The organism is Pseudomonas sp. KCJK9000, from assembly GCF_046230725.1.
GTDB classification, from domain to species: domain Bacteria; phylum Pseudomonadota; class Gammaproteobacteria; order Pseudomonadales; family Pseudomonadaceae; genus Aquipseudomonas; species Aquipseudomonas promysalinigenes.
In genome coordinates this window covers 29887-52808 of record NZ_JBJJLN010000019.1, presented here as the reverse complement: position 1 = coordinate 52808, position 22922 = coordinate 29887, and the positions used below count along the sequence as shown (strand labels likewise).

Genomic DNA, 22922 nt, shown 5'->3' with positions numbered 1-22922 from the left:
CGACTCACTCATAACGTAGCGCCTCTGCAGGCTGGGTGCGGGCCGCACGCCAGGCCGGGTACAGGGTGGCGAAGAAACTCAGGACCAGCGCCGCACCACAGACCATGTACACGTCCTGGGCCTGGATCTGCGACGGCAGGTAATCGATGAAATACACATCGGCGTTGAGGAATTTGTGCCCGATCAGCTTCTCGATGCCAGCGATCGCCGCACTCACGTTCAACGCCGCGACAATCCCGACCACCGCGCCGATCAGCGTACCAATCACCCCGATCACCGTGCCCTGGACCATGAAGATCAGCATGATCTGCCCAGGCGTGGCGCCCAGCGTACGGAGGATGGCGATATCACCGCGCTTATCGTTGACTACCATCACCAGGGTGGAAATGATGTTGAACGCAGCCACCGCGACGATCAGCAGCAACAGCAGGCCGATCATGGCCTTTTCCATGCGGATGGCCTGATACAGATTGCCGTGGGTACGCGTCCAGTCGCGGCTGTAGTATTGCTCTTCGCCCAGCTGCTGGGCGATGCTCCAGGCCACACGCGGCGCCTGGAACAGGTCGTCGAACTTCAGGCGCAGGCCCTGGACCTGGTCAGGCTTCCAGCGGTGCAGCCGTGACAGGTCGGTGATGTTGGTCAGGCCCAGATAACCGTCGATTTCGCCGGCACCCACATGAAAGGTACCCACCACGGTAAACCGCTTCATGCGGGGGAACATGCCGGCTGGGGTCACGCTGACCTCGGGGGCGACGAAGGTGAGCTTGTCACCGATGGCCACGCCCAGTTTGGCCGCGGCCTTGTCACCGATCATGATGCCCCATTCGCCCGGTGCCAGCTTGTCGAGGCCACCTTGCAGAACGAAGTCGTCGATGATCGACACCTGGCGCTCGCGCGCCGGGTCGATGCCGTTGAGCAATACCTTCTGGACCTTGCCGGCATGGGTCAGCAGGCCCTGCATCTGCGTATACGGCGCAACCGCCAGCACCTGCGGATTCTGCTTTACTTGTTGAGCAAGAGCGGGCCAGTCGTTGATCGGCTGGCCACTCTCTAGCGTCGCATGGGGAATCATGCCCAGCACGCGGGTACGCATCTCGTGGTCGAAGCCATTCATGACCGAGAGCACCACGATCATCACCACCACGCCCAGGGCGAGGCCGATCATCGAGGTCAGGGATATGAACGAGACGAAATGGTTACGGCGCTTGGCACGGGTATAACGCGTACCGATGAATGCGAAAAGAGGTCTGAACATGTCGGGGCTTGTTCGGATGAAAGGGAACGTCCTTGTGGCGAGGCGCCTACGGCGGCTTTACACTCGGACCACCGCCGCAACCATGGGTTCGCCATGACGACATTAGACGAAGAAGATCGCCGCGAATACTACCGCATCGAAGATCGGATCGCACTGGAAATCAGCCCCCTGAGCGCGGCCGAAGCCCTTGAGGCAGAACTGTTGCAGGATGATTCGCCACTGTTCAACCTGCTCAGCGAATTGCACCTGTCCGACTTCGAGTCCCAGCACCTGTTGCGCCAGCTGAGCGACAAGGACCGCACCCTGGCTGCTTTCCTGCGGGCTCAGAACAAGCGCTTGGACCTGCTAAGCGCAGTAGTAGCGCAAACCCTGCTCGGCGAAATCGGCCAGCCACAGAAAGTGATTGTTTCCGAAGGCGGCATCGAGTTCGCGCAAGCTAGGCAGATCGCCCCCGGCACCCGCGTGAAGGTGAAGATGGTACTGATGCCGCGCGCCCACGGCTTGCTGCTGCGCGGCAAAGTCACCCACTGCGACCTGCGCCCCGACGGCAATTTTGAAGTCGGCACCGAATTCATCGACATGACCGATGCCCAACGGCAACTGCTGGCACGCTACATCCTGCAGCGCCAACAGCAGCAACGGCGCCAGCAACTGGAACAAGATGGCCCCGCCTCCTGAGCCCTATTTACCCCTGATTTGAAGGAACGAACGTGACCCTGATCTACGGCCATCGCGGCGCCAAGGGCGAAGCCCCTGAAAATACCCTCAAAAGCTTTCAGCAGTGCCTGTCCCACGGCGTCAACCGCTGCGAACTGGATTTGCACCTGTCGGCCGACAACGAGCTGATGGTCATCCACGACCCTACCCTGAAACGTACCACGGGGCGGCGCGGCAAAGTGGTCGAGCACCCGGCCGCCGAACTGATCAAGATCGATGCGCGCAAGGGCGGGCCCGGGCACGTTCAGCCCTGCCCTATCCCGACACTCGAAGAGCTGTTCCACAAGTGCCCATTCGAGCACTGGCAACTGGAGGTCAAGAGTGCCTCGCGCACTCGCGCCGCCACCACCGTGCTGGCGATTCGCGAGCTGGCGGTCAAGCATGGTCTGCTGGACAAAGTGACCATCACTTCGAGTTCGAGGGAAGTGCTGGGCGCGGCCCAGGAACTGGTACCGGATGTGAAGCGCGGGCTGGTAGCCGAATATGCCTGGCTAGACCCGCTGAAGGTTGCGCAGAACTACGGCTGTGAGCTGCTGGCGCTGAACTGGACGCTGTGCACCCCTGAGCGGCTGCTCAAGGCCCAGAACCAGGGCTTGCATGTCTCGGTGTGGACGGTCAACGAACCGGCACTGATGCGCCGGCTCGCTGATTTTGGCGTGGACAGCCTGATTACAGACTTTCCCGGTTTGGCCAAGACCACCCTCGGGTAGGGCTGAAATCGGTCTCCCCGACCGGCTCAGGCCACCGGCCGGAGCCGCTCAAAAAAGCCGGTTCAGGCCGTCGTAGGCAGCTACCCGATAGGCTTCGGCCATGGTCGGGTAGTTGAACGTGGTGTTGACGAAATACTTCAGGTTGTTCTGCTCGCCCGGCTGGCTCATGACCGCCTGGCCGATGTGAACGATTTCCGAAGCCTGGTAACCGAAGCAGTGCACGCCGAGGATCTCCAGGGTTTCGCGGTGGAACAGGATCTTCAGCATGCCCTGTGGCTCACCGGCAATCTGCGCGCGCGCCATGCTCTTGAAGAAGGCCTTGCCCACTTCGTACGGCACCTTGGCCTGGGTCAGCTCCTGCTCGTTCTTGCCGATCGAGCTGATCTCCGGGATGGTGTAGATCCCGGTTGGCACGTCATTGACGAAGCGCCAGCTGCCGTTGTCGACGATACTGCCGGCAGCCGAGCGGCCCTGGTCATGGGCGGCACTGGCCAGGCTCGGCCAGCCGATCACGTCACCGGCGCCGTAAACGTTCGGCACGCTGGTGCGGTAAGCCTCGTCAACCTCGATCTGGCCACGGCTGTTGACCTTGATACCGATGTTTTCCAGGCCCAGCTTGTCGGTGTTGCCGGTGCGACCGTTGCACCACAGCAAGGCGTCGGCCTTGATCTTCTTGCCCGACTTCAGGTGCAGGATCACACCGTTGTCCAAGCCTTCGACTCGCTCGTAGTCCTCGTTGTGGCGCACCGTGATGTTGTTGTTGCTGAAGTGGTAACTCAGCGCCTGGGAGATTTCCGAGTCCAGGAAGCTCAGCAACTGCCCACGGTTGTCGACAAGCTCCACCAGCACGCCCAGGCCACTGAAGATCGAGGCATATTCGCACCCGATCACACCGGCGCCGTATACGATCAGCTTGCGCGGGGTGTGGCTGAGGCTGAGGATGGTATCGCTGTCATAGACACGCGGGTGGTGGAAATCGATGTCGGCCGGGCGATAGGGCCGCGAGCCGGTGGCGATGATGATGTGCTTGGCGTTGAGCTTCTCGACCACGCCATTGGGGCAGACCACTTCCACGGTCTGCTCGTCAGCGAAGCTGCCGGTGCCTACGAACACATCGACGCGGTTACGGGCGTAATAGCCGGTGCGCGAGGCGACCTGCTTGGCGATGACCTTTTCGGCACTTTTAAGCACGTCAGGGAAGGAGAACCAGCGCGGCTCGCCGATGGCACGGAACATCGGGTTGGTGTTGAACTGCATGATCTGCCGCACCGAGTGACGCAGTGCTTTGGACGGGATGGTGCCCAGGTGGGTGCAGTTGCCGCCGACCTGACGGCGGCTATCGACCATTGCCACCTTGCGCCCCGCTTTGGCGGCGTTCATTGCCGCGCCTTCACCGGCCGGGCCGGAACCCAGCACCACTACGTCGTAGTTGTAGACAGCCATGCGTACTCCTTCAGAACTGGCCCGGGGCTATGGTTACCCGCGGGACTCGATCATGCCGCCGGGGCGTCATGAGAAAATTCGGGTGCAGTCTAATCAAGCGTGAACGCCGCGCACATTAACCCTTGGTCGCGTCGTAGGCCAATTTTGCCTGCACTACATGTCATTCACCGATCCGTGGCGCCGATCATCCCTGCCAACGCTTTCAATCGCCTTTCACCGCCCGCTCGAATGCAGGCGTCGCACGGGAGACGAAACCACCCTCGGCCCGAGTCACCAAAACCGCAGCCAGATCCTGGGCCAAGGCAAAACGCCAACCACGCTCGGGCCCCAGGACCAACAGCAAGGTCGAATAACCATCGGCCACGAGCGCCGAGGCAGCGAGCACCGTGACCGACGCAAGGTCATGCTCGACCGGGCGCCCCAGCCTGGCGTCGAAGGTATGCGAATAGCGCCGGCCATTCTGCTGGAAATAGTGGCGATAGTCACCCGAGGTCGAAACTCCCAGGCCATCGACCGAGATGATCTGGCGGTCTTCGCCGGGCGGTTCCAGTACGACGCGCCAGCGCTTACCGTCGGGCTTGCGCCCTACCGCTTTCAGCTCGCCGGTGACCTGGGCGACGAAACTGTTTATCCCCATTGCCCCCAGGCGTTCGGCGATCAAATCAACCGCTAGGCCTGCGGCAATAGCGTTGAAGTCCAGCTGCACAGGGGCGTCCTTGCACAATGCCTGGCCTTCTTCGCGCAGGTGGCGATAGCCAATGCGCTGCTGGGCCTGGGCGCTGGCTTGTGGGTCAGGCACCTGCTCATGGTGGGCGCGAGGGCCGAACCCCCATAGCTCGAGCAGTGGCGCGACAGTGAGGTCGAAGGCTCCGTCACTGATTTTGGCCAAGTGCTGGCCGAAGCCGACCAGCTCGAGCATGTCGGCCGGCAAGGCCATGCATTGCCGGCCAGGCAACTGGTTGAAACGGCTGACCGTGGAGTCGCTGCGATAGGTCGAATAGTGCTGATCGACCTGCTCAAGAAGGGTTTCGACGGCACTCTGAACCTGGATCGGCGCCGGGCCACCAGGCTCACGCACGTACTGGACGCTATAGCTACTGCCCATGGTCGGGCCGCTGAGGCGCTCCACGGTCGGCCCCTGATTGCAGGCGGTCAGAAGCATCAAGATCAACAGTGAAAGGGTGCGCAACATTCGGGCTCTCTATTGCCTGTACTGGCCTAAGCGTGGGCAATCCTGCTTGCACACACATCACTGACAGCCCTGGCTTGATGGAGATCCTGGGGAACCGGCCGGAACAGGGAATAAAATGCCGAGCAAAAAAAACGGGAACCCGAAGGTTCCCGTTTTTTCACGCCCTTACAAGCGGATCAGCGTGGAAACGCTGGCGGGTTCACACCCGACATGTCTTCCATCACACGCACGACCTGGCAGCTGTAACCGAACTCGTTGTCGTACCAAACGTACAGAACAACGCGATTGTCATTGGCAATGGTCGCCTCGGCATCGACGACGCCCGCGTGGCGGGAACCGACGAAGTCGGTCGAAACCACTTCCTGGGAGCTGACGTAGTCGATCTGCTTGTGCAGCTCAGAGTGCATGGCGGTCTGGCGCAGGTACTCGTTGATCTCGTCGCGGGTGGTCGGCTTCTCGAGGTTCAGGTTGAGAATGGCCATCGAAACGTTCGGCGTCGGCACACGAATGGCGTTGCCGGTCAGCTTGCCCTTGAGCACAGGCAGCGCCTTGGCGGCGGCAGTGGCGGCGCCGGTTTCGGTGATGACCATGTTCAGCGGCGCGGCGCGGCCACGACGGCTACCTTTGTGGAAGTTGTCGATCAGGTTCTGGTCGTTGGTGAACGAGTGAACGGTTTCGACGTGGCCGTTGACGATGCCGTACTGATCGTTGATGGCCTTGAGCACCGGAACGATGGCGTTCGTGGTGCAGGACGCAGCCGAGATGATCTTGTCATCGGCCGTGATATCGCCATGGTTGATGCCGTGCACGATGTTCTTCAGCGCGCCCTTGCCAGGTGCGGTGAGGATCACGCGGGCAGCACCCGGGCAGGCCAGGTGTTGGCCGAGGCCGTCTGCATCACGCCACACGCCGGTGTTGTCGACGATCAGCGCGTTTTCGATGCCGTACTGGGTGTAGTCGACTTCGCTCGGGCTCTTGGCGTAGATGATCTGGATCAGGTTGCCGTTGGCAGTGATGGTGTTGTTGGCTTCGTCGATGGTGATGGTGCCATCGAACGGGCCATGTACCGAGTCACGGCGCAGCAGGCTCGCCCGCTTGACCAGGTCGTTCTCGGCGCCTTTGCGCACCACGATTGCGCGCAGACGCAGACCGTCGCCACCACCGGTCTTCTCGATCAGGATGCGCGCCAGCAGGCGGCCGATGCGGCCAAAACCGTACAGCACGACGTCGGTACCTTTGCGGGCCGAAGCGTTCTGCTGGCCCACCACCTCGGCCAGTTCTTCACGGACGAACTGCTCGGCAGTGCGGCCGTTGCCTTCCTGCTTGAACTTGTTGGCCAGCTTGCCCAGGTCGACCGAAGCGGCGCCCAGTTTCAGCTCGCTCATGGCCTTGAGCAGGGGGAATGTCTCGTGTACGGACAGTTCGGTCTCGTCGGTTTGACGGTGACGCGCAAAGCGGTGGGCTTTGAGGATCGAGATAACCGAACGGTTGATCAGGCTGCGGCCATAGATCGAGCTCACCACGTTGTTGTTGCGGTAGAGCTGACCGATAAGCGGGATCATCGCTTCAGCGAGCGCTTCACGATCGATCCACTCACCAAGACACTGGTCGGGCTTCTGAGTCACGGGAACCTTCCACATGTAGGGACAGAAAAAAGGGGCTACATTATGACGCCCCAGCGCGTAACCGGCAATGAGCGCCTGTCGCCGATGGCAAAGCCGGCTGTTGATGGCCTACGGAGCCTGACAGCCGCCACCGCCACCGGTACAATCGACCTCTTTGCCGCAACGCTTGGAGTGCGATCTCCCGTGTCAGTTCTGCGCCTACCGCAAATGTCGGCCACGGCCGGCAAACAAACCTGGGGCAACCTGCCCGGGGCCGCCCTTAGCCTGGCCATCGCCGAAGCCGCCAGCAGCGCTGGCCGTTTCACCCTGCTACTGACCGCCGACAGCCAGGCGGCCGACAGGCTGGAGCAGGAGCTACGCTTCTTCGCCCCGGACCTGCCGGTTTTGCCGTTTCCCGACTGGGAAACCCTGCCTTACGACCTTTTCTCGCCGCACCAGGACATCATTTCCCAGCGCATCGCCAGCCTGTACCGGCTGCCGGAACTGAGCCACGGCATCCTGGTAGTGCCGATCACCACTGCCCTGCACCGCTTGGCGCCGACCCGCTTCCTGCTGGGCAGCAGCCTGGTGCTGGATGTTGGCCAGACCATCGACGTCGAGCAGATGCGCACGCGGCTGGAGGCCACAGGCTACCGCTGCGTGGATACGGTCTACGAGCACGGTGAGTTCGCCGTGCGCGGGGCGCTGATCGACCTGTTCCCGATGGGCAGCAAGCTGCCTTATCGCATCGACCTGTTCGATGACGAGATCGAAACCCTGCGCACCTTCGATCCGGAGACTCAACGTTCGATCGACAAGGTCGACTCGATCCGCCTGCTGCCGGCGCGCGAGTTCCCGATGCAGAAAGAAGAGGTCACCCGCTTCAAGGCGCGTTTTCGCGAGCGCTTCGATGTGGACTTTCGCCGCAGCGCGATTTTCCAGGACCTGGCCAGCGGCATCATCCCGGCCGGCATCGAGTACTACCTTCCGCTGTTCTTCGAAGAAACCTCGACCCTGTTCGACTATCTGCCCACCGACACTCAAGTGTTCTCGCTGCCGGGTGTGGAACAGGCCGCCGAGCACTTCTGGAACGATGTGCGCGGGCGCTATGAAGAGCGTCGAGGCGACCTGACTCGCCCATTGCTGCCACCGGCCGAGCTGTTCCTGCCCGTGGAAGACTGTTTCGCCCAACTCAAGCAGTGGCCGCGGGTGGTGGTCAGTGGCGACGACATCGAACCGGGTGCCGGGCGCGAACGCTTCCCGGCGCGGGCCTTGCCCAACCTGGCCATCGAGGCCAAGGCCAACCAGCCGCTGGCGGCGCTGGCAGCGTTTCTCGACCAGTTCAGCGGCCGCGTGCTGTTTACCGCTGAGTCGGCAGGCCGGCGCGAAGTGCTGCTGGAACTGCTTGAACGCCTCAAGGTACGCCCGCAGTCGGTCGACAGCTGGACCGACTTCATCACCGGCAGCGAGCGCCTGGCGATCACCATTGCGCCACTGGACGATGGGCTGGTGCTGGACGACCCGGCCATTGCCCTGGTAGCCGAAAGCCCACTGTTCGGCCAACGCGTCATGCAGCGCCGGCGCCGTGAAAAACGCGGCGAGGCGGCCAACGACGCGGTCATCAAGAACCTCACAGAACTGCGTGAAGGCGCGCCGGTGGTGCACATCGACCACGGTGTGGGCCGCTACCTGGGCCTGGCTACGCTGGAAATCGACGGCCAGGCCGCCGAGTTCCTCACCCTGGAGTATGCCGAGGGCGCCAAGCTGTATGTGCCAGTGGCCAACTTGCATCTTATCGCCCGCTACACCGGCAGCGATGATGCCCTGGCGCCGCTGCACCGATTGGGTTCCGAGGCCTGGCAGAAAGCCAAGCGCAAGGCCGCCGAACAGGTGCGCGACGTGGCCGCCGAGTTGCTCGACATCTACGCCCGCCGCGCCGCGCGCAAGGGTTACGCCTTCGCCGACCCAGCCGCCGACTACGCCACCTTCAGCGCAGGTTTCCCGTTCGAGGAGACCCCCGACCAGCAAGCGGCCATCGAGGCGGTGCGGGCCGATATGCTGGCGCCCAAGCCGATGGATCGGCTGGTGTGCGGCGACGTCGGTTTCGGCAAGACCGAAGTGGCCATGCGCGCTGCTTTCATCGCAGTACACAGTGGTCGCCAAGTGGCGGTACTGGTGCCGACCACCCTGCTCGCCCAACAGCACTACAACAGCTTCCGTGACCGCTTCGCCGAATGGCCGGTGAAGGTCGAAGTGATGAGCCGCTTCAAGTCGGCCAAAGAAGTGGCTGCAGCCGCCGCGGACCTTGCCGAAGGCAAGATCGACATCCTGATCGGCACCCACAAGCTGCTGCAGGATGATGTGCGCTTCAAGGACCTGGGCCTTGCGATCATCGATGAGGAACACCGCTTTGGCGTGCGCCAGAAAGAGCAGCTCAAGGCCCTGCGCAGCGAAGTGGACATTCTTACCCTGACCGCTACGCCCATTCCGCGCACGCTGAACATGGCAGTGGCAGGCATGCGCGACCTGTCGATCATCGCCACGCCACCAGCACGGCGGCTGTCGGTGCGCACCTTCGTCATGGAACAGAACAAGAGCACGGTCAAGGAAGCCCTGCTGCGTGAGTTGCTGCGCGGTGGCCAGGTGTATTACCTGCACAACGATGTGAAAACCATCGAAAAATGCGCCGCCGACCTGGCCGAACTGGTGCCAGAGGCGCGAATCGGCGTCGGCCACGGGCAGATGCGCGAGCGCGAACTGGAACAGGTTATGAGCGATTTCTACCACAAGCGCTTCAACGTGCTGATCGCCTCGACCATCATCGAAACCGGCATCGACGTGCCCAGCGCCAACACGATCGTCATCGAGCGCGCCGACAAATTTGGCCTGGCCCAGTTGCACCAGTTGCGCGGCCGGGTCGGTCGCAGCCACCACCAGGCCTACGCCTACCTGCTCACCCCACAGCGGCAGAAGATCAGCGCCGACGCCGAAAAGCGCCTGGAGGCCATCGCCAACACCCAGGACCTGGGCGCAGGCTTCGTGCTGGCGACCAACGACCTGGAGATTCGTGGTGCTGGCGAGCTGCTCGGCGAAGGTCAGAGTGGGCAGATCCAGGCCGTCGGTTTCACCCTCTACATGGAAATGCTCGAGCGCGCGGTCAAGGCCATCCGCAAGGGCACCCAGCCCAACCTCGAACAACCCCTGGGCGGTGGGCCGGAGATCAATCTGCGCCTGCCGGCGCTGATTCCCGAAGACTACCTGCCTGATGTGCACGCGCGGCTGATCCTCTACAAGCGCATCGCTTCGGCGGCCGACGAGGAAGGCCTGAAGGATCTGCAGGTAGAAATGATCGACCGCTTCGGCCTGCTGCCTGAGCCGACCAAGAACTTGATGCGCCTGACTCAGCTGAAGCTGCAGGCAGAAGCGCTAGGCATCAAGAAGGTCGACGCAGGCCCCAACGGCGGCAAGATCGAGTTCGAGGCCGAGACCCCGGTCGACCCACTGACCCTGATCAAGCTGATCCAGAGCCAGCCCAAACGTTACAAGTTCGAAGGCGCCACGCAGTTCCGCTTCCTGGTCCCGATGGAACGCCCAGACGAACGCTTCAACACCCTGGAGGCGCTGTTCGAGCGCCTGACTCCACAGCCTGCATAAGGAAGATCCATGCGTGCCATCCGTTGCCTGACCCTGCTGCTGGCGCTGTTCGCGCCAGGGGCCTTCGCCGAAGGGATGTATCAGGTAGAAATGATGCTGGTGCGGCAGAACAACGTGCCTGCCTTCACCAGCCCCTTCGCCCCGGAGGATTGGAGCGCAGGCGCCCCACGCCTGGCCAAGGACGCCGAACGCCCACCTGCGCTCAAGGACGAAGCCACTCGCCTGCAAGCCACTGCCGACTATACCGTGCTGCTGCACAAGGCTTGGCAGCAAGCAGTGGGCAGCGAACCAAGCCGCGTTGCCCTGGGCGACGGTGCAGAGCAGTTCGGGCACTTCCCCATCGAAGGCAACCTGACCATCACCCAAGGGCGCTTCATTGCCGTGGCTGCTAACCTCTGGGTCAACCAACTCGACAGTAACGGCAATGTGCTGCAGAGCGAGCAATTCAAGCAGAGCAACAGCACCATCAAAGGCGGTCAGCTGACCTTCCTTGATGGCGGCCACCTGGCGCTGCTGCTGAAAATCACGCCGCCGGGTACGCCGAAAATGCCCGCGATGGATCCGGAGATGATGGAGCAGTGACCTCATGAGCCGCGCCGCTCTGCAATTGCTGCACGAGTATCCGAACTGGGTCCAGTCGTTCTCCGAAGCGGTACTGCAACGCGGCGCGCGCTACGCCCAGGAGGGCCGCGTCAAAATCGAACAATGCAGTGGCCCGCTCATCGAGGCCAGCTGCAGCGGCAGCGGGAATAGCCGTTACCGCCAGAAAATCACCCTCACCGCTATTGCTGGGCGTTGTCATGTACGTAGCCAATGCAGCTGCCCGGTGGGGCAAAACTGCAAGCATTGCGCGGCGGCGCTGTTGGTTCTAAGCGAGTCTGACGCCATAGCCCGGCATGACGATAACGCACTGCCTGCCAATTTGCAGCACTGGCTCAACAGCCTCGAGCCCCCAAACCAGGCGTCTGGAGATGCACCCGACAAGCGCGGGCGCATGGTCTGCTACCAGCTCGTCTTGAGCGAAGAGCCGGGTTGCGCCGTGCGGGTGCGTAAAGGCATACGCGAAGAACAAGGCCTGCGCTTTAGCCGTGTGCAGTCACTTTACGAATTGCTTTACAACCCTCCAAGTTTCGTGAAGGGCGAAGACCTGCGCATTCTGCGCTTGCTTTCGGCGCTCAACCAGAATGGCAACCAAGAGCGGGGTTACTCGCTCAAGGGCCAGGAGGGCGGCGAGCTGTTCCAGCGCATGCTGGATACCGAACGGCTGCTCTGCCTCGATAACATGCCACTGCTGCGCGAAGGCACCACCCTGGCGGCTGAATTTCGCTGGGTGCGCTTGGAAAATGGTTACTATCGAGGGGTCTGGTATCACGGCGAAACCCCGCTCAACTGCGTGATTGCGCTTGTGCCGCTGTACTACCTCGACATCATCAACGGCGAAGTTGGCAGGCTCGAACACAATCTCGATCCGCACACCGCTCTGCAACTGACCATCGCTCCCGATATCCCGGAACACCTCGTCGTGCCACTCAGCCACAAGCTCAATGCCTTGAACCACCAACTGCCCACCCCGACCACACTGAGCGAACAATGGGTCGACGACCTGCAACCCCGGCCCCACCTGACGCTGGGCAGCCTGGAATTCAGCGCCTACATGCCCAAGACCGGCCGCATGCAACGGCAGATGCAACACCGCGCCGCACTGACATTCGACTACGATGGGTTGCGCGCCACCGGCCACGATGACAAGCCACTGGCTCGACTGGTCGCGGCCACCAGCCAGCGCATCCGCCGCCAGCCCCAGGCCGAGCAGGCCATACGCAAGGTGCTGCGTGACCTTGGCTTCAAGCCTGCCACCCGCCAGAGCAAGGCCTTACCCGACAGCGCGGGTGAAATGTTGCAACTGCCCGACGACGAAGCCTGGCTGCGCTTCGCCCGCGATGGTTTGCCACGCCTACGCGAGGCGGGCTGGGAGATCGATATACACCGGGACTTCGCCTTCAACCTGCAGGAGGTGGACGACTGGTACGCCAGTATCGACGAAGCGCCTGGCCACGAATGGTTCGACCTGGAGCTGGGGATCGTGGTCGAAGGCCAGCGCCACAGCCTATTGCCGATCGTGCTGCAATTGCTGCGAAACAATCCTGAGCTGTTGCGCCCTAGCGAGCTGGCGCGGCGCAGCGACGACGAACACCTGCTGATCGACCTCAACCGCGGGCGCCTGGACAGCCCAGCGTTACGCGTCGCGCTGCCCTACGGCCGCATCAAGGCAGTCATGGGCACCTTGGGTGAGCTTTATCTCCACGAGGACGCGGTCGGCCCAACCCTACGCCTGGACCGTGCCGATGCCGCACGCCTGAACGACATCGATCACCTGCCCCTGCACTGGGAGGGCGGCGCCCACGTACGCGATCTCGGTCGGCGCCTTCGTGATGCCCGCGACCTGCAGGTCGAAGTGCCGAGCGGGCTCAAGGCCAACCTGCGCCCTTACCAGCAGCAAGGTCTGAACTGGCTTCAGGCGCTACGTGAAATGGGCACCGGCGGCATCCTTGGCGATGACATGGGGCTGGGCAAGACCCTGCAGACTCTGGCCCACCTGCTGCTGGAAAAACAGTCTGGGCGCTTGAACGCCCCGGCACTGGCGGTGATGCCTACCAGCCTGGTGCCTAACTGGCTGGACGAAGCCAAGCGCTTTGCTCCAAACCTTCGCGTGCTAGCCCTGCACGGCCCCGGCCGCAGTAAGCATTTCGCCAAGCTGCAGGAGTACGACCTGATATTGACGACCTACGCCTTGGTTCCTCGGGACCTTGAGCAACTGCGCGCGCAAGCCTGGCATGTGCTCGTGCTGGACGAGGCGCAGAACATCAAGAGCAGTACCAGCAAGGCCGCCCAGGCCGTGTGTGAACTGCAGGCCAACCAGCGCTTGTGCCTGACCGGCACACCAATGGAAAACAACCTGGGCGAACTGTGGTCGATCTTCAACTTCCTGATGCCTGGCTGGCTGGGCGACGTGAAGCGCTTCAACCAGGATTACCGTAACCCAATCGAACGCCACGCCGACACCGAACGCCTGGCGCACTTGGCCAACCGAGTGCGGCCTTTCCTGCTGCGCCGTACCAAGGAGCAAGTGGCCACCGAGCTGCCAGCCAAGACCGAGATGGTGCACTGGGTCGATCTCAGTGATGCCCAGCGCGACACTTACGAAGCGGTGCGCGTTGCCATGGACAAAAAAGTCCGCGACGAAATCGCGCGCAATGGCGCATCGCGCAGCCAGATCGTGATCCTCGATGCTCTGCTCAAACTGCGCCAGGTATGCTGCGACCTGCGGCTGGTCAAAGGTGTCGAGACCAAGGGCAACCAAGCCGACAAGGGTAAACTTGGTGCGCTACTGGAGATGCTCGATGAGCTTCTGAGTGAGGGCCGTCGGGTGCTGCTGTTCTCACAGTTCACCTCCATGCTGGCGCTTATCGAGCAAGAACTCGATAAGCGCAAAATCCGCTATAGCTTGCTTACCGGCGAAACCCGCGACCGGCGTACTCCAGTGCAGCAGTTCCAGCAAGGTGAAAGCGAGGTGTTCCTGATCAGCCTCAAGGCCGGTGGAGTGGGGCTGAACCTTACCAGGGCCGACACCGTGATCCACTTCGACCCGTGGTGGAACCCAGCCAGCGAGAACCAGGCGACTGACCGCGCCTACCGTATCGGTCAGGACAAGCCGGTGTTCGTCTTCAAGCTGATTACCCGAGGCACGGTGGAAGAAAAGATCCAGGCGCTGCAGCAAGAAAAGGCCGCACTAGCGGCGAGCCTGCTCGATGGTGGCCAGGCGGGGCATTGGCGTCTGGGCGATGAAGAAATCGAGGCACTTTTTGCCCCCCTGCCCGGCAAGCGGGGCCGCTAGGCCCGCTACAACGCCTGCCGACCTAGGCAGATGACCCCGCTAGGGCAGGCCAGCTTTGAGCATCGATCAATCAACCAGCTGCGCATCTCTCAAGGCACCCAACGCCTCAAGCCAACGCGGCTGCTGGCGATAATCGGTGCGGGCAAAACCACGCCCGCGCATCTGCGCAATGCGCGGCGACGGCTTGACCTTCAAACGCTGCGCCGCGGTCAGTGCCAACTCGGCCGCCGCCCGATCATTGCACACCAGGCCCATGTCGCAACCGGCGCTCAGAGCCGCCTCGATACGGCTGGCAGCATCACCCACCACGTGCGCGCCAGCCATGGACAGATCGTCACTGAAAATGACCCCCTCAAAGCCCAGCTCGCCGCGCAGGATGCCCTGCAGCCAGCGCCGCGAGAACCCTGCCGGCTGGTTGTCTACCTGCGGATAGATGACATGCGCAGGCATCACAGCAGCCAACTGTCCGCTTAGCCGAGAGAATGGCACCAGATCGGCTTGGCGCAATTGATCCAGGCTGCGCTCGTCAACCGGGATCGCCACGTGCGAATCGGCCTCAGCCCAACCATGCCCAGGGAAATGCTTGCCACAGGCTGCCATGCCCGCAGCATTCATGCCGCGGATGAATGCGCCAGCCAACTGCGTAGCACGCAGCGGATCGCCCTCGAATGCACGGCTGCCAACCACCGCGCTGCGCTGATGATCCAGGTCCAGCACTGGGGCGAAGCTTAAATCCAGACCAACAGCCAACACCTCGGTCGCCATCAACCAACCGCACTGCTCGGCCAAATACTCGGCATTGGCATTATCAGCAATGGCGCGCATCGCAGGCAGGCGCACGAAGCCCTGGCGCAGACGCTGTACACGCCCGCCTTCCTGATCGACCGCAAGTATCAGGTCAGGGCGGATGGCGCGGATCGAAGCGCAAAGCTCGCGCACTTGGCGAGGGCTGTCGATGTTGCGGGCGAAGATGATCAGGCCGGCCACTTGCGGCTGGCGCAGGAGCATGCGGTCCTCGGCAGTCAGCCACTTACCGGCGATATCTACCATTAGAGAGCCTTGCAGGCTGGCAGTCATGGGCAATCCTTAATTACGAGAACAAAGACACTGGACGCGCCTTGCAAAGGATGCAAGGCCGGACCAGTCAGGCGCACGCATACAGCCCTTGGGCAAAGCCGCAAAAGCACTGTCAGACGATGGGGTACGTGCAGCGAAGGGGTCAGGCATGGGCGCTAGCTTAGCTCAAGCGCCCTGCCTCGCGCACCCTTAGGCCTTGACCGTCGAGCTACCGGTTTTGCTACGGGGGCGCAGTTGAGCGCTGGCCATGGCGCTATCGGTGACTCCGCTGTCGGCGCGCATGCCAGCAGCCAGGAACGGCACCATGAGGCGCATCACCTGCTCTATGGAGGTGTTGATACCGAAATCGGTCTCGGCAATGGCGCGCAGTGCCTTGATCCCGGACATGCTGAAGGCCGCGGCGCCCAGCATGAAGTGCACACGCCAGAACAACTCGAGCGGAGGAATGCGCGGCGCGGCTTCGTTGACCAACAGCATGTAGCGGCGGAACACCTTACCGTACATATCTTCAAGATAGCGGCGCAAGTGGCCTTGGCTCTGACTGAAAGCCAGGCCCAGCAAACGCATGAAAATCGACAGATCGTTGTTGCTGCGAGGCTGCACGACCAGCGCCTGCTCCACGAGCATTTCAAGTAGTTCTTCAAGGCTGGGCTTTTGTTCGGGCTTTGCCTGACGGCGTTCCAGTTCACGCTCCAGGCTTGCGCAGAACGGCCCGAGAAAACGCGAGAAGACCGCCTGGATCAGCGCCTTCTTCGAGCCGAAGTGGTAATTCACCGCTGCCAGATTGACCCCCGCCTTGCTGGTGATCAGCCGCAATGAGGTTTCCGCAAAGCCTCTTTCCGCGAACAACTGCTCGGCAGCATCGAGAATGCGTTCCACGGTTTCAGATTGGGCCATCACAACTCCGCCAGACAGAGACAAACAGGTGTTTGAAACATACGTTTCAGCCCTGCTCCTGTCAAGGCTCGGTGACTGGGCGGTCGCCATTTAAAAGCGCTTGACCAAGAGCTGCAAGCGCCTTGCTGCACCATTTAGGATTCATTGTGCTTGCAGCGTATCCAGTACTGTATATAATCCCAGTCACTGTATAAAAAGACAGAGCGCCCGCCATGTTGAAACTGACGCCACGCCAAGCCGAGATCCTGGCCTTCATCAAACGCTGCCTCGAAGAAAACGGCTTTCCCCCTACCCGCGCGGAAATCGCTCAGGAGCTGGGTTTCAAATCGCCCAATGCCGCCGAGGAGCATCTTAAAGCTCTCGCCCGCAAAGGCGCCATCGAGATGACCCCTGGGGCTTCCCGCGGCATCCGCATCCCGGGCGTCGAGGCCAAAGCCGAAGAGAACGGTTTGCCGATCATTGGCCGGGTGGCTGCCGGCGCACCAATCCTTGCCGAGCAGCACATCGAGCAATCCTGCAACATCAACCCGGCCTTCTTCCACCCTCGAGCCGACTATTTATTGCGTGTGCACGGCATGAGCATGAAGGACGTCGGCATTTTCGACGGCGACCTGCTGGCAGTACACACATGTCGCGAGGCCCGCAACGGCCAGATCGTCGTTGCTCGTATCGGCGATGAGGTGACCGTCAAGCGCTTCAAGCGTGAAGGCAGCAAGGTCTGGCTGATCGCTGAAAACCCCGAGTTCGCCCCCATCGAAGTCGATCTGAAAGAACAGGAACTGGTGATCGAGGGTTTGAGTGTCGGTGTCATTCGTCGCTGATCCAGGAGGCGTCATGCAGCAGTCCATTCAAGCACATCAACAAGTCCAGCTTCCGCTGTTCGAAGCGTTCCTGGCCCAGCCAGTCCTGCCAGGGCTAAAGGCCAGTCAGCAGGCACGCAAGCACAGCCATCCTGAGCTTTTCAGTGAACTGACCCTGCGTGGCGCACCCGAACATTGCCAGAACCTGCTGGCACCGGTGTTACGCGAACTGAGCGAAGAGGCCGAAGCCCGCTGGTTGACGCTGATCGCTCCTCCCGCCAGTCTCACCCAGGCCTGGCTACGGGATGCTGGGTTGAACCGCGAACGCATTCTGCTGCTGCAACCGAACGGCAATCAAAGCGCGCTTCAATTGGCCTGCCAAGCCCTGCGCCTGGGCCATAGCCACACGGTGGTCAGCTGGCTCGGCTGCGTCAATGCGACTGCTCGCCAACAACTGCTGCGTGCCGCCAGCACTGGAAACGCAAAAAGCCTGAACGTCCGCCTCGGCTGACATTCAGGCTTTTGCCTGAAGCGCTATACGAGTAGAAGGTCAGTGCAGTACACGCGGCCCTTCGTCGCGTTCCAACTCGCCATCCACTAGCCGACCTGCCATCTGTACGCCAACGCTCAACATGGCTTTAGCGACTTCGACGTGTTGGCCCTGCAAAAACGCCTTGGCGTCTTCCGAAAAATCCAGGGTTACCAGGGAGCCTTCATCCTCGGCGCGACGCAGCTCGATACGGCCATCAGGCAACTCGACAATTTCCAGAAACGACGTAGACATATAGGGCAGTTCTCCACGAAAGGCTGCTAGTGTAACAGCCACTGCGGTGATCAGCACTCACTCAACGCGTCGCGAAAACGTCTCACCAAGCCTTTAAGATCGTTGCGCCAGCTTTCCAGCAACTCCCTGGAAAGCACCGCAGGCTCAGCCTTGTCGAGATTCACGGCCTGTATCAGCGGCTGGGTGACATCGGTTTTCGGTGCTTTGATGGCGACCGGTGGTCGGAACAAATCACTATAAGCACTCAACAATTGCGCCAACCAGGTTTCTCGCTGGCGAACCAGCTCCAGCATCTCGGCCACTTCCGGGATGGCGATAGCGTTCAATGCGTCGTCATCCAGCGCCTGCTCGACCGACGCCACCACCGGCAGGCGATAGAACCCACCGATTTCATGACACAGACCCAGCAGTGCGCCATATAGGTGGAACAATGCTGACTCTCGTTCGGCCTGAACCACGCCTTGAGCGTTCATGGCGTGGCTTTGTTCAGCTTTGGCCATTGATTCAAGGGCCAGCCCTGCGAAGAACAGTTTCTGATTGGTACGGGTGTAGAGTTCCTGGGCCATTTCGGATGACCTCCCTAAGGCTAAAAGGCCGGTCAATGCATCATAAATGATCAGGGCCGCAAAGCGGCCCTGATTCACGCACTGAAATTTCAGCGCTTGTCTTCAACCTTCCAAGCTCCGCCGTCGTAGAACGCTTTCCAGCCTGTCGGCTTGCCATCGACTTCGGATTGCACGTATTGCTCTTTTGTCTTGCGGCTGTAGCGAATCACCGCAGGACGGCCATCTGGGTCCTTCTGTGGCGCATCGCACAGGAAGTGGTACTTAGGATCGATCTCGTGCTTGTGCGGCACGATCTCCATCACCAGCGGCGCACGGGTTTCACGGTTTTTCGGAAACTGGCTGGCGGCCAGGAACAGCCCTGAAGCACCATCACGCAGCACGTAGGTATCGTCTACCTTCTCGCACTTGAGCTCCGGCATGTCCACCTTGTCCATCTTCGGCGGCGCAGCCTCACCGTTCTTCAGAAGTTTGCGGGTGTTCTTGCAGGCAGGGTTGGTGCACCCGAAGAACTTGCCAAAGCGGCCAGTTTTCAATTGCATTTCGCTGCCGCACTTGTCGCATTCCAGGCTCGGCCCCTCGTAGCCCTTGATGCGGTAGCTGCCCTCTTCGATCTCGTAGCCTGGGCAATCTGGGTTATTACCGCAGATGTGCAGCTTGTGCTTCTCATCCAGCAGGTAGGCATCCATGGCCGTGGAGCAGATCGGGCAACGGTGCTTGCCCAATAGCACGCGCGATTCCGACTCACCCTCATCGTCCGCGGCAATTTCATCACCGGGCACCAGGTTAACGGTGGCTTTGCAGCGCTCCTTGGGCGGCAGGCTATAACCAGAACAGCCAAGGAACACGCCGGTAGAGGCTGTGCGTATCATCATCGGCCGACCGCATTCCTTGCACGGAATGTTGGTCATGGTCGGCTGATTGGCACGCATACCATGCTCAGCAGACTCGGCATTGAGCAGCTTCTTACTGAAGTCACCGTAGAACTCATCCAGTACGTTCTTCCAGTCGCGCTCGCCCTGGGCCACATCGTCGAGGTTCTCTTCCATGTCGGCCGTGAAGCCGTAGTCCATCAGGTTGGAGAAGCTTTCCGACAGGCGCTCGGTCACGATGTCGCCCATCTTCTCGGAATAAAAGCGCCGATTGTGCAGAGTGACGTAACCACGGTCCTGAATAGTGGAGATGATCGCGGCATAGGTAGACGGGCGTCCAATCCCACGTTTTTCCATTTCCTTGACCAGGCTGGCTTCGGTGAAGCGCGCTGGCGGCTTGGTGAAGTGCTGGCTCGGATCGAGCTGCAACAGTTTGAGCACTTCACCCTGGGCCATCTCTGGCAGCACATCGTCCTCGCCAGGCTTGCTTTGCTGTGGCAGCACACGGGTATAACCGTCGAACTTGAGGATACGGCCTTTGGCGCGCAGCTCGAAGTCCCCTGCAGCCACTGTGACGCTGGTGGACAGGTACTGCGCAGGCGGCATCTGGCAGGCAAGGAACTGGCGCCAGATCAACTCATACAGACGCTCGGCGTCCCGCTCCATGCCGCTGAGCTTGGACGGGTGAGTATTCACGTCGGAAGGGCGAATCGCCTCGTGCGCTTCCTGGGCGCCTTCTTTGCTGCCATACACCAGGGGTGCGTCTGGCAGATACTGCTTGCCGAACTCGCGCTCGATGTAACTACGCGCCATGTCCAAGGCATCGGACGACAGGTTTGTCGAGTCGGTACGCATGTAAGTGATGTAGCCCGCCTCGTACAGACGCTGGGCCATCATCATGGTCTTCTTCACGCCAAAGCCCAGGCGGTTGCTCGCGGCCTGCTGCAAAGTGGAGGTGATGAACGGAGCCGACGGCTTACTGCTGGTGGGGCGGTCTTCACGCTTGACCACGCTGTAGCTGGAAGCCTTGAGTTTTTCCAGCGCGGCCATCGCTTGCGCTTCGTTCAGCGGCTTGAAGGCCTCGCCATTCTCACGGGCCACTTCGAAACGCACCTTGGCGCTCTTGGCGGTACCCAGATCAGCATGCACTTCCCAGTACTCTTCGGGGACGAACGCGCGAATCTCGCGCTCACGCTCCACCACCAGTTTCACCGCCACCGATTGCACACGGCCGGCTGACAGGCCGCGGGCAATCTTCGCCCACAGCAGGGGCGAGACCATGTAGCCCACCACACGGTCGAGGAAGCGCCGCGCCTGTTGGGCGTTGACACGATCGATGTCCAGCTCGCCAGGCTGCGAGAACGCATCCTGAATCGCCTTCTTGGTAATTTCGTTGAACACCACGCGCTTGTAACGGGTGTCGTCACCACCGATGGCTTCGCGCAGGTGCCAGGCAATGGCTTCCCCTTCGCGGTCCAAGTCGGTTGCGAGATAGATGGTGTCGGCATCCTTGGCCAAGCGGCGAAGCTCTTCGATCACCTTCTCCTTGCCGGGAAGGATCTCGTATTTGGCCTTCCAGCCGTGGTCAGGGTCGACACCCATGCGCGCTACCAACTGGCGACGCGCCTTTTCTTTCGGCGACAGCGCCGGAGCCTCACCCGCAGCAGCCTTGCCACGCTTGGCGGCCGGCTCTTTGCTTGCGCTGGCCGAACCGCTGGTGGGGAGGTCTCGGATATGGCCGATACTCGACTTCACCACGTACTGGTTGCCCAGGTACTTGTTGATGGTCTTGGCCTTGGCCGGGGATTCCACAATGACCAGCGATTTGCCCATGGATCGGAGTATTCCTGAATCTGAAGATGAAAAACGCGTCAGGTGCCGGACGCGGCACCGCTATATATAGTGGCAACAGGGAGAGGTCAAGCGCGGTCGTTCACGCTTGCGACTTGCCAGACAGCTCTGGCAGCCCGACTTCGGCCTTGACCAAAGCAAAGCGCGGCACCTGCTCGCCGTCAACCTCGACGGACTCCTCAAACATCGCAAGCGGCCTTACCCAGAAGCTGTAATCACCATACAGGCATTGGTAGAAGACCATCCACTCTTCGTTTTCGGAGTGCCGTGCAACACTGAAGACACGGTACTCAGGCCCTTTGTAATGCCGGTATACGCCTGGCTGGATCTGCATGCCGCCCTTCCTCTTGAAACCAATTCTGTGAAAAACAAAAAACCGGGGCACAAGGCCCCGGCTGCTGTCCAGCTACGCGATCAGACGCGTTCGAAGACAGTGGTGATACCTTGGCCAAGGCCTACGCACATGGTGGCGACCCCCAGTGTGCCGCCGTTCTGCTTCATCACATTGAGCAGGGTGCCGGAAATACGTGCACCGGAGCAACCGAACGGGTGGCCCAAAGCGATGGCGCCGCCGTGCAGGTTAACCTTCTCATCCATCTTGTCGAGCACTTTCAAGTCTTTGAGTACTGGCAAGGCCTGTGCTGCAAAGGCTTCGTTGAGCTCGATGAAGTCGATATCGGCCATGGTCAGGCCAGCGCGCTTGAGCGCTTTTTGGGTTGAAGGAACCGGGCCGTAGCCCATGATTGCCGGGTCAACGCCGGCGACCGCCATCGAGCGGATCACCGCCAATGGCTGAATCCCCAGGTCCATGGCGCGCTGGCCGGACATGACGATCATGCACGAAGCGCCGTCGGTAATCTGTGACGAAGTACCGGCAGTCACGGTGCCGCCTTTGGGGTTGAACGCCGGTTTCAACGACGCCAAGCCTTCTAGAGTGGTTTCCGGGCGAATGGTTTCATCGTAATCGAAAACCTTCAGGAAGCCGTTCTCATCGTAGCCCTGCATCGGGATGATTTCGTCCTTGAACTTGCCCTCGACCGTGGCCTTGTGGGCCAGTTGGTGCGAACGCAAGCCGAACAGGTCCTGCTGCTCACGGCTGATGCCGTGCATCTTGCCCAGCATCTCGGCGGTCAGGCCCATCATCCCGGAGGCCTTGGCAGCATACAGGGACAGGTGTGGATTAGGGTCAACGCCATGCATCATGCTGACGTGCCCCATGTGCTCGACGCCGCCGACGACGAAAACGTCGCCATTGCCGGTCATGATCGCCTGGGCAGCGGTGTGCAGCGCACTCATCGACGAGCCGCACAGGCGGCTGACGGTCTGGGCGGCGGAGGTGTGGGGAATCTGGGTCATCAGCGACGCCATGCGGGCGATGTTCCAGCCCTGCTCCAGGGTCTGGTTGACACAGCCCCAGATCACATCTTCGACCTCTTTCGGGTCGACCTTGTCGTTGCGTTCCAGCAGCTTGCTGATCAAATGCGCAGACATGTCTTCGGCGCGGGTGTTGCGGTGCATGCCACCCTTGGAGCGGCCCATAGGGGTGCGACCGAAGTCGACAATCACCACGTCTCTTGGATTCAGGCTCATATCAAATCTCTCGCTCTA

Annotated in this window: 18 protein-coding genes; 7 read left to right on the top strand and 11 right to left on the bottom strand. The window is 61.2% G+C overall.

The features are described 5' to 3' along the window. Nucleotides 1-4: 4 nt before the first annotated feature. Nucleotides 5-1255: a lipoprotein-releasing ABC transporter permease subunit gene (locus ACK59H_RS10965; RefSeq protein WP_409264441.1), complete on the bottom strand. Its 1251-nt coding sequence runs from the start codon at nt 1253-1255 to the stop codon at nt 5-7. A gap of 93 nt (nt 1256-1348) precedes the next feature. On the opposite strand from ACK59H_RS10965, the gene ACK59H_RS10960 reads away from it, so the two are divergent. Continuing rightward, on the top strand, nt 1349-1933 hold the full coding sequence (locus ACK59H_RS10960) for a PilZ domain-containing protein (RefSeq protein WP_409264440.1): 585 nt from the start codon (nt 1349-1351) through the stop codon (nt 1931-1933). 32 nt (nt 1934-1965) lie between these two features. Beyond that, nucleotides 1966-2682, top strand: a complete 717-nt coding sequence (locus ACK59H_RS10955) for a glycerophosphodiester phosphodiesterase family protein (RefSeq protein ID WP_060476664.1) — start codon at nt 1966-1968, stop codon at nt 2680-2682. 48 nt (nt 2683-2730) lie between these two features. On the opposite strand, the gene sthA is transcribed toward ACK59H_RS10955, so the two are convergent. The 3 genes from sthA to ACK59H_RS10940 form a co-directional block, all read right to left on the bottom strand. Then, a complete protein-coding gene (gene sthA, locus ACK59H_RS10950; RefSeq protein ID WP_060476663.1) occupies nt 2731-4125 on the bottom strand; it encodes a Si-specific NAD(P)(+) transhydrogenase in 1395 nt (464 codons plus the stop codon). A 202-nt stretch (nt 4126-4327) separates the two neighbouring features. Next, complete coding sequence (locus ACK59H_RS10945; RefSeq protein ID WP_409264452.1) at nt 4328-5314, bottom strand: FAD:protein FMN transferase; 987 nt, start codon at nt 5312-5314, stop codon at nt 4328-4330. Between the two features lie 179 nt (nt 5315-5493). Then, a complete protein-coding gene (locus tag ACK59H_RS10940) occupies nt 5494-6957 on the bottom strand; it encodes a glyceraldehyde-3-phosphate dehydrogenase (RefSeq protein WP_060476662.1) in 1464 nt (487 codons plus the stop codon). 168 nt (nt 6958-7125) lie between these two features. Here ACK59H_RS10940 and mfd point away from each other — a divergent pair, with 168 nt between their 5' ends. Genes mfd through ACK59H_RS10925 form a run of 3 tightly spaced genes read left to right on the top strand, consistent with a single transcriptional unit; the run spans nt 7126 to nt 14470 of the window. Continuing rightward, nucleotides 7126-10575 carry a transcription-repair coupling factor gene (gene mfd, locus ACK59H_RS10935; protein ID WP_207869597.1) on the top strand — a complete coding sequence of 1150 codons (3450 nt, stop codon included), beginning with the start codon at nt 7126-7128 and terminating at the stop codon, nt 10573-10575. Between the two features lie 9 nt (nt 10576-10584). Further along, nucleotides 10585-11157 carry a CsiV family protein gene (locus ACK59H_RS10930; protein ID WP_060476661.1) on the top strand — a complete coding sequence of 191 codons (573 nt, stop codon included), beginning with the start codon at nt 10585-10587 and terminating at the stop codon, nt 11155-11157. A gap of 4 nt (nt 11158-11161) precedes the next feature. Next, nucleotides 11162-14470: an SNF2-related protein gene (locus ACK59H_RS10925; protein WP_409264439.1), complete on the top strand. Its 3309-nt coding sequence runs from the start codon at nt 11162-11164 to the stop codon at nt 14468-14470. Nucleotides 14471-14536: 66 nt separating this feature from the next. Here the strand turns inward: ACK59H_RS10925 and nagZ are convergent, their stop codons facing one another. Then, entirely contained in the window at nt 14537-15535 is a 999-nt protein-coding gene (gene nagZ / locus ACK59H_RS10920; protein ID WP_261745605.1) for a beta-N-acetylhexosaminidase, read from the bottom strand. Between the two features lie 201 nt (nt 15536-15736). Next, complete coding sequence (locus tag ACK59H_RS10915; RefSeq protein ID WP_060476659.1) at nt 15737-16444, bottom strand: TetR/AcrR family transcriptional regulator; 708 nt, start codon at nt 16442-16444, stop codon at nt 15737-15739. 212 nt (nt 16445-16656) lie between these two features. Here ACK59H_RS10915 and lexA point away from each other — a divergent pair, with 212 nt between their 5' ends. Further along, nucleotides 16657-17265: a transcriptional repressor LexA gene (gene lexA / locus ACK59H_RS10910; protein WP_060476658.1), complete on the top strand. Its 609-nt coding sequence runs from the start codon at nt 16657-16659 to the stop codon at nt 17263-17265. 13 nt (nt 17266-17278) lie between these two features. Continuing rightward, nucleotides 17279-17755, top strand: coding sequence for an SOS-induced cell division inhibitor SulA (gene sulA, locus ACK59H_RS10905; RefSeq protein ID WP_060476657.1), 477 nt, complete (start codon nt 17279-17281; stop codon nt 17753-17755). Nucleotides 17756-17794: 39 nt separating this feature from the next. Here the strand turns inward: sulA and ACK59H_RS10900 are convergent, their stop codons facing one another. From ACK59H_RS10900 to fadA, 5 genes are all read right to left on the bottom strand, one after another. Continuing rightward, nucleotides 17795-18028, bottom strand: coding sequence for a hypothetical protein (locus ACK59H_RS10900; RefSeq protein WP_027919557.1), 234 nt, complete (start codon nt 18026-18028; stop codon nt 17795-17797). A gap of 50 nt (nt 18029-18078) precedes the next feature. Continuing rightward, nucleotides 18079-18594, bottom strand: coding sequence for a DUF6586 family protein (locus ACK59H_RS10895; protein WP_060476656.1), 516 nt, complete (start codon nt 18592-18594; stop codon nt 18079-18081). Between the two features lie 89 nt (nt 18595-18683). Then, nucleotides 18684-21296 (bottom strand): type I DNA topoisomerase, encoded by a 2613-nt coding sequence (gene topA, locus ACK59H_RS10890; protein ID WP_060476655.1) that lies wholly within the window; start codon nt 21294-21296, stop codon nt 18684-18686. Between the two features lie 100 nt (nt 21297-21396). Beyond that, a complete protein-coding gene (locus tag ACK59H_RS10885) occupies nt 21397-21648 on the bottom strand; it encodes a DUF1653 domain-containing protein (RefSeq protein ID WP_060476654.1) in 252 nt (83 codons plus the stop codon). A gap of 80 nt (nt 21649-21728) precedes the next feature. Continuing rightward, the gene (fadA, locus tag ACK59H_RS10880) at nt 21729-22904 is read right to left on the bottom strand and encodes an acetyl-CoA C-acyltransferase FadA (protein WP_060476653.1); all 1176 of its coding nucleotides are present in this window, start codon (nt 22902-22904) and stop codon (nt 21729-21731) included. Nucleotides 22905-22922: the final 18 nt, after the last annotated feature.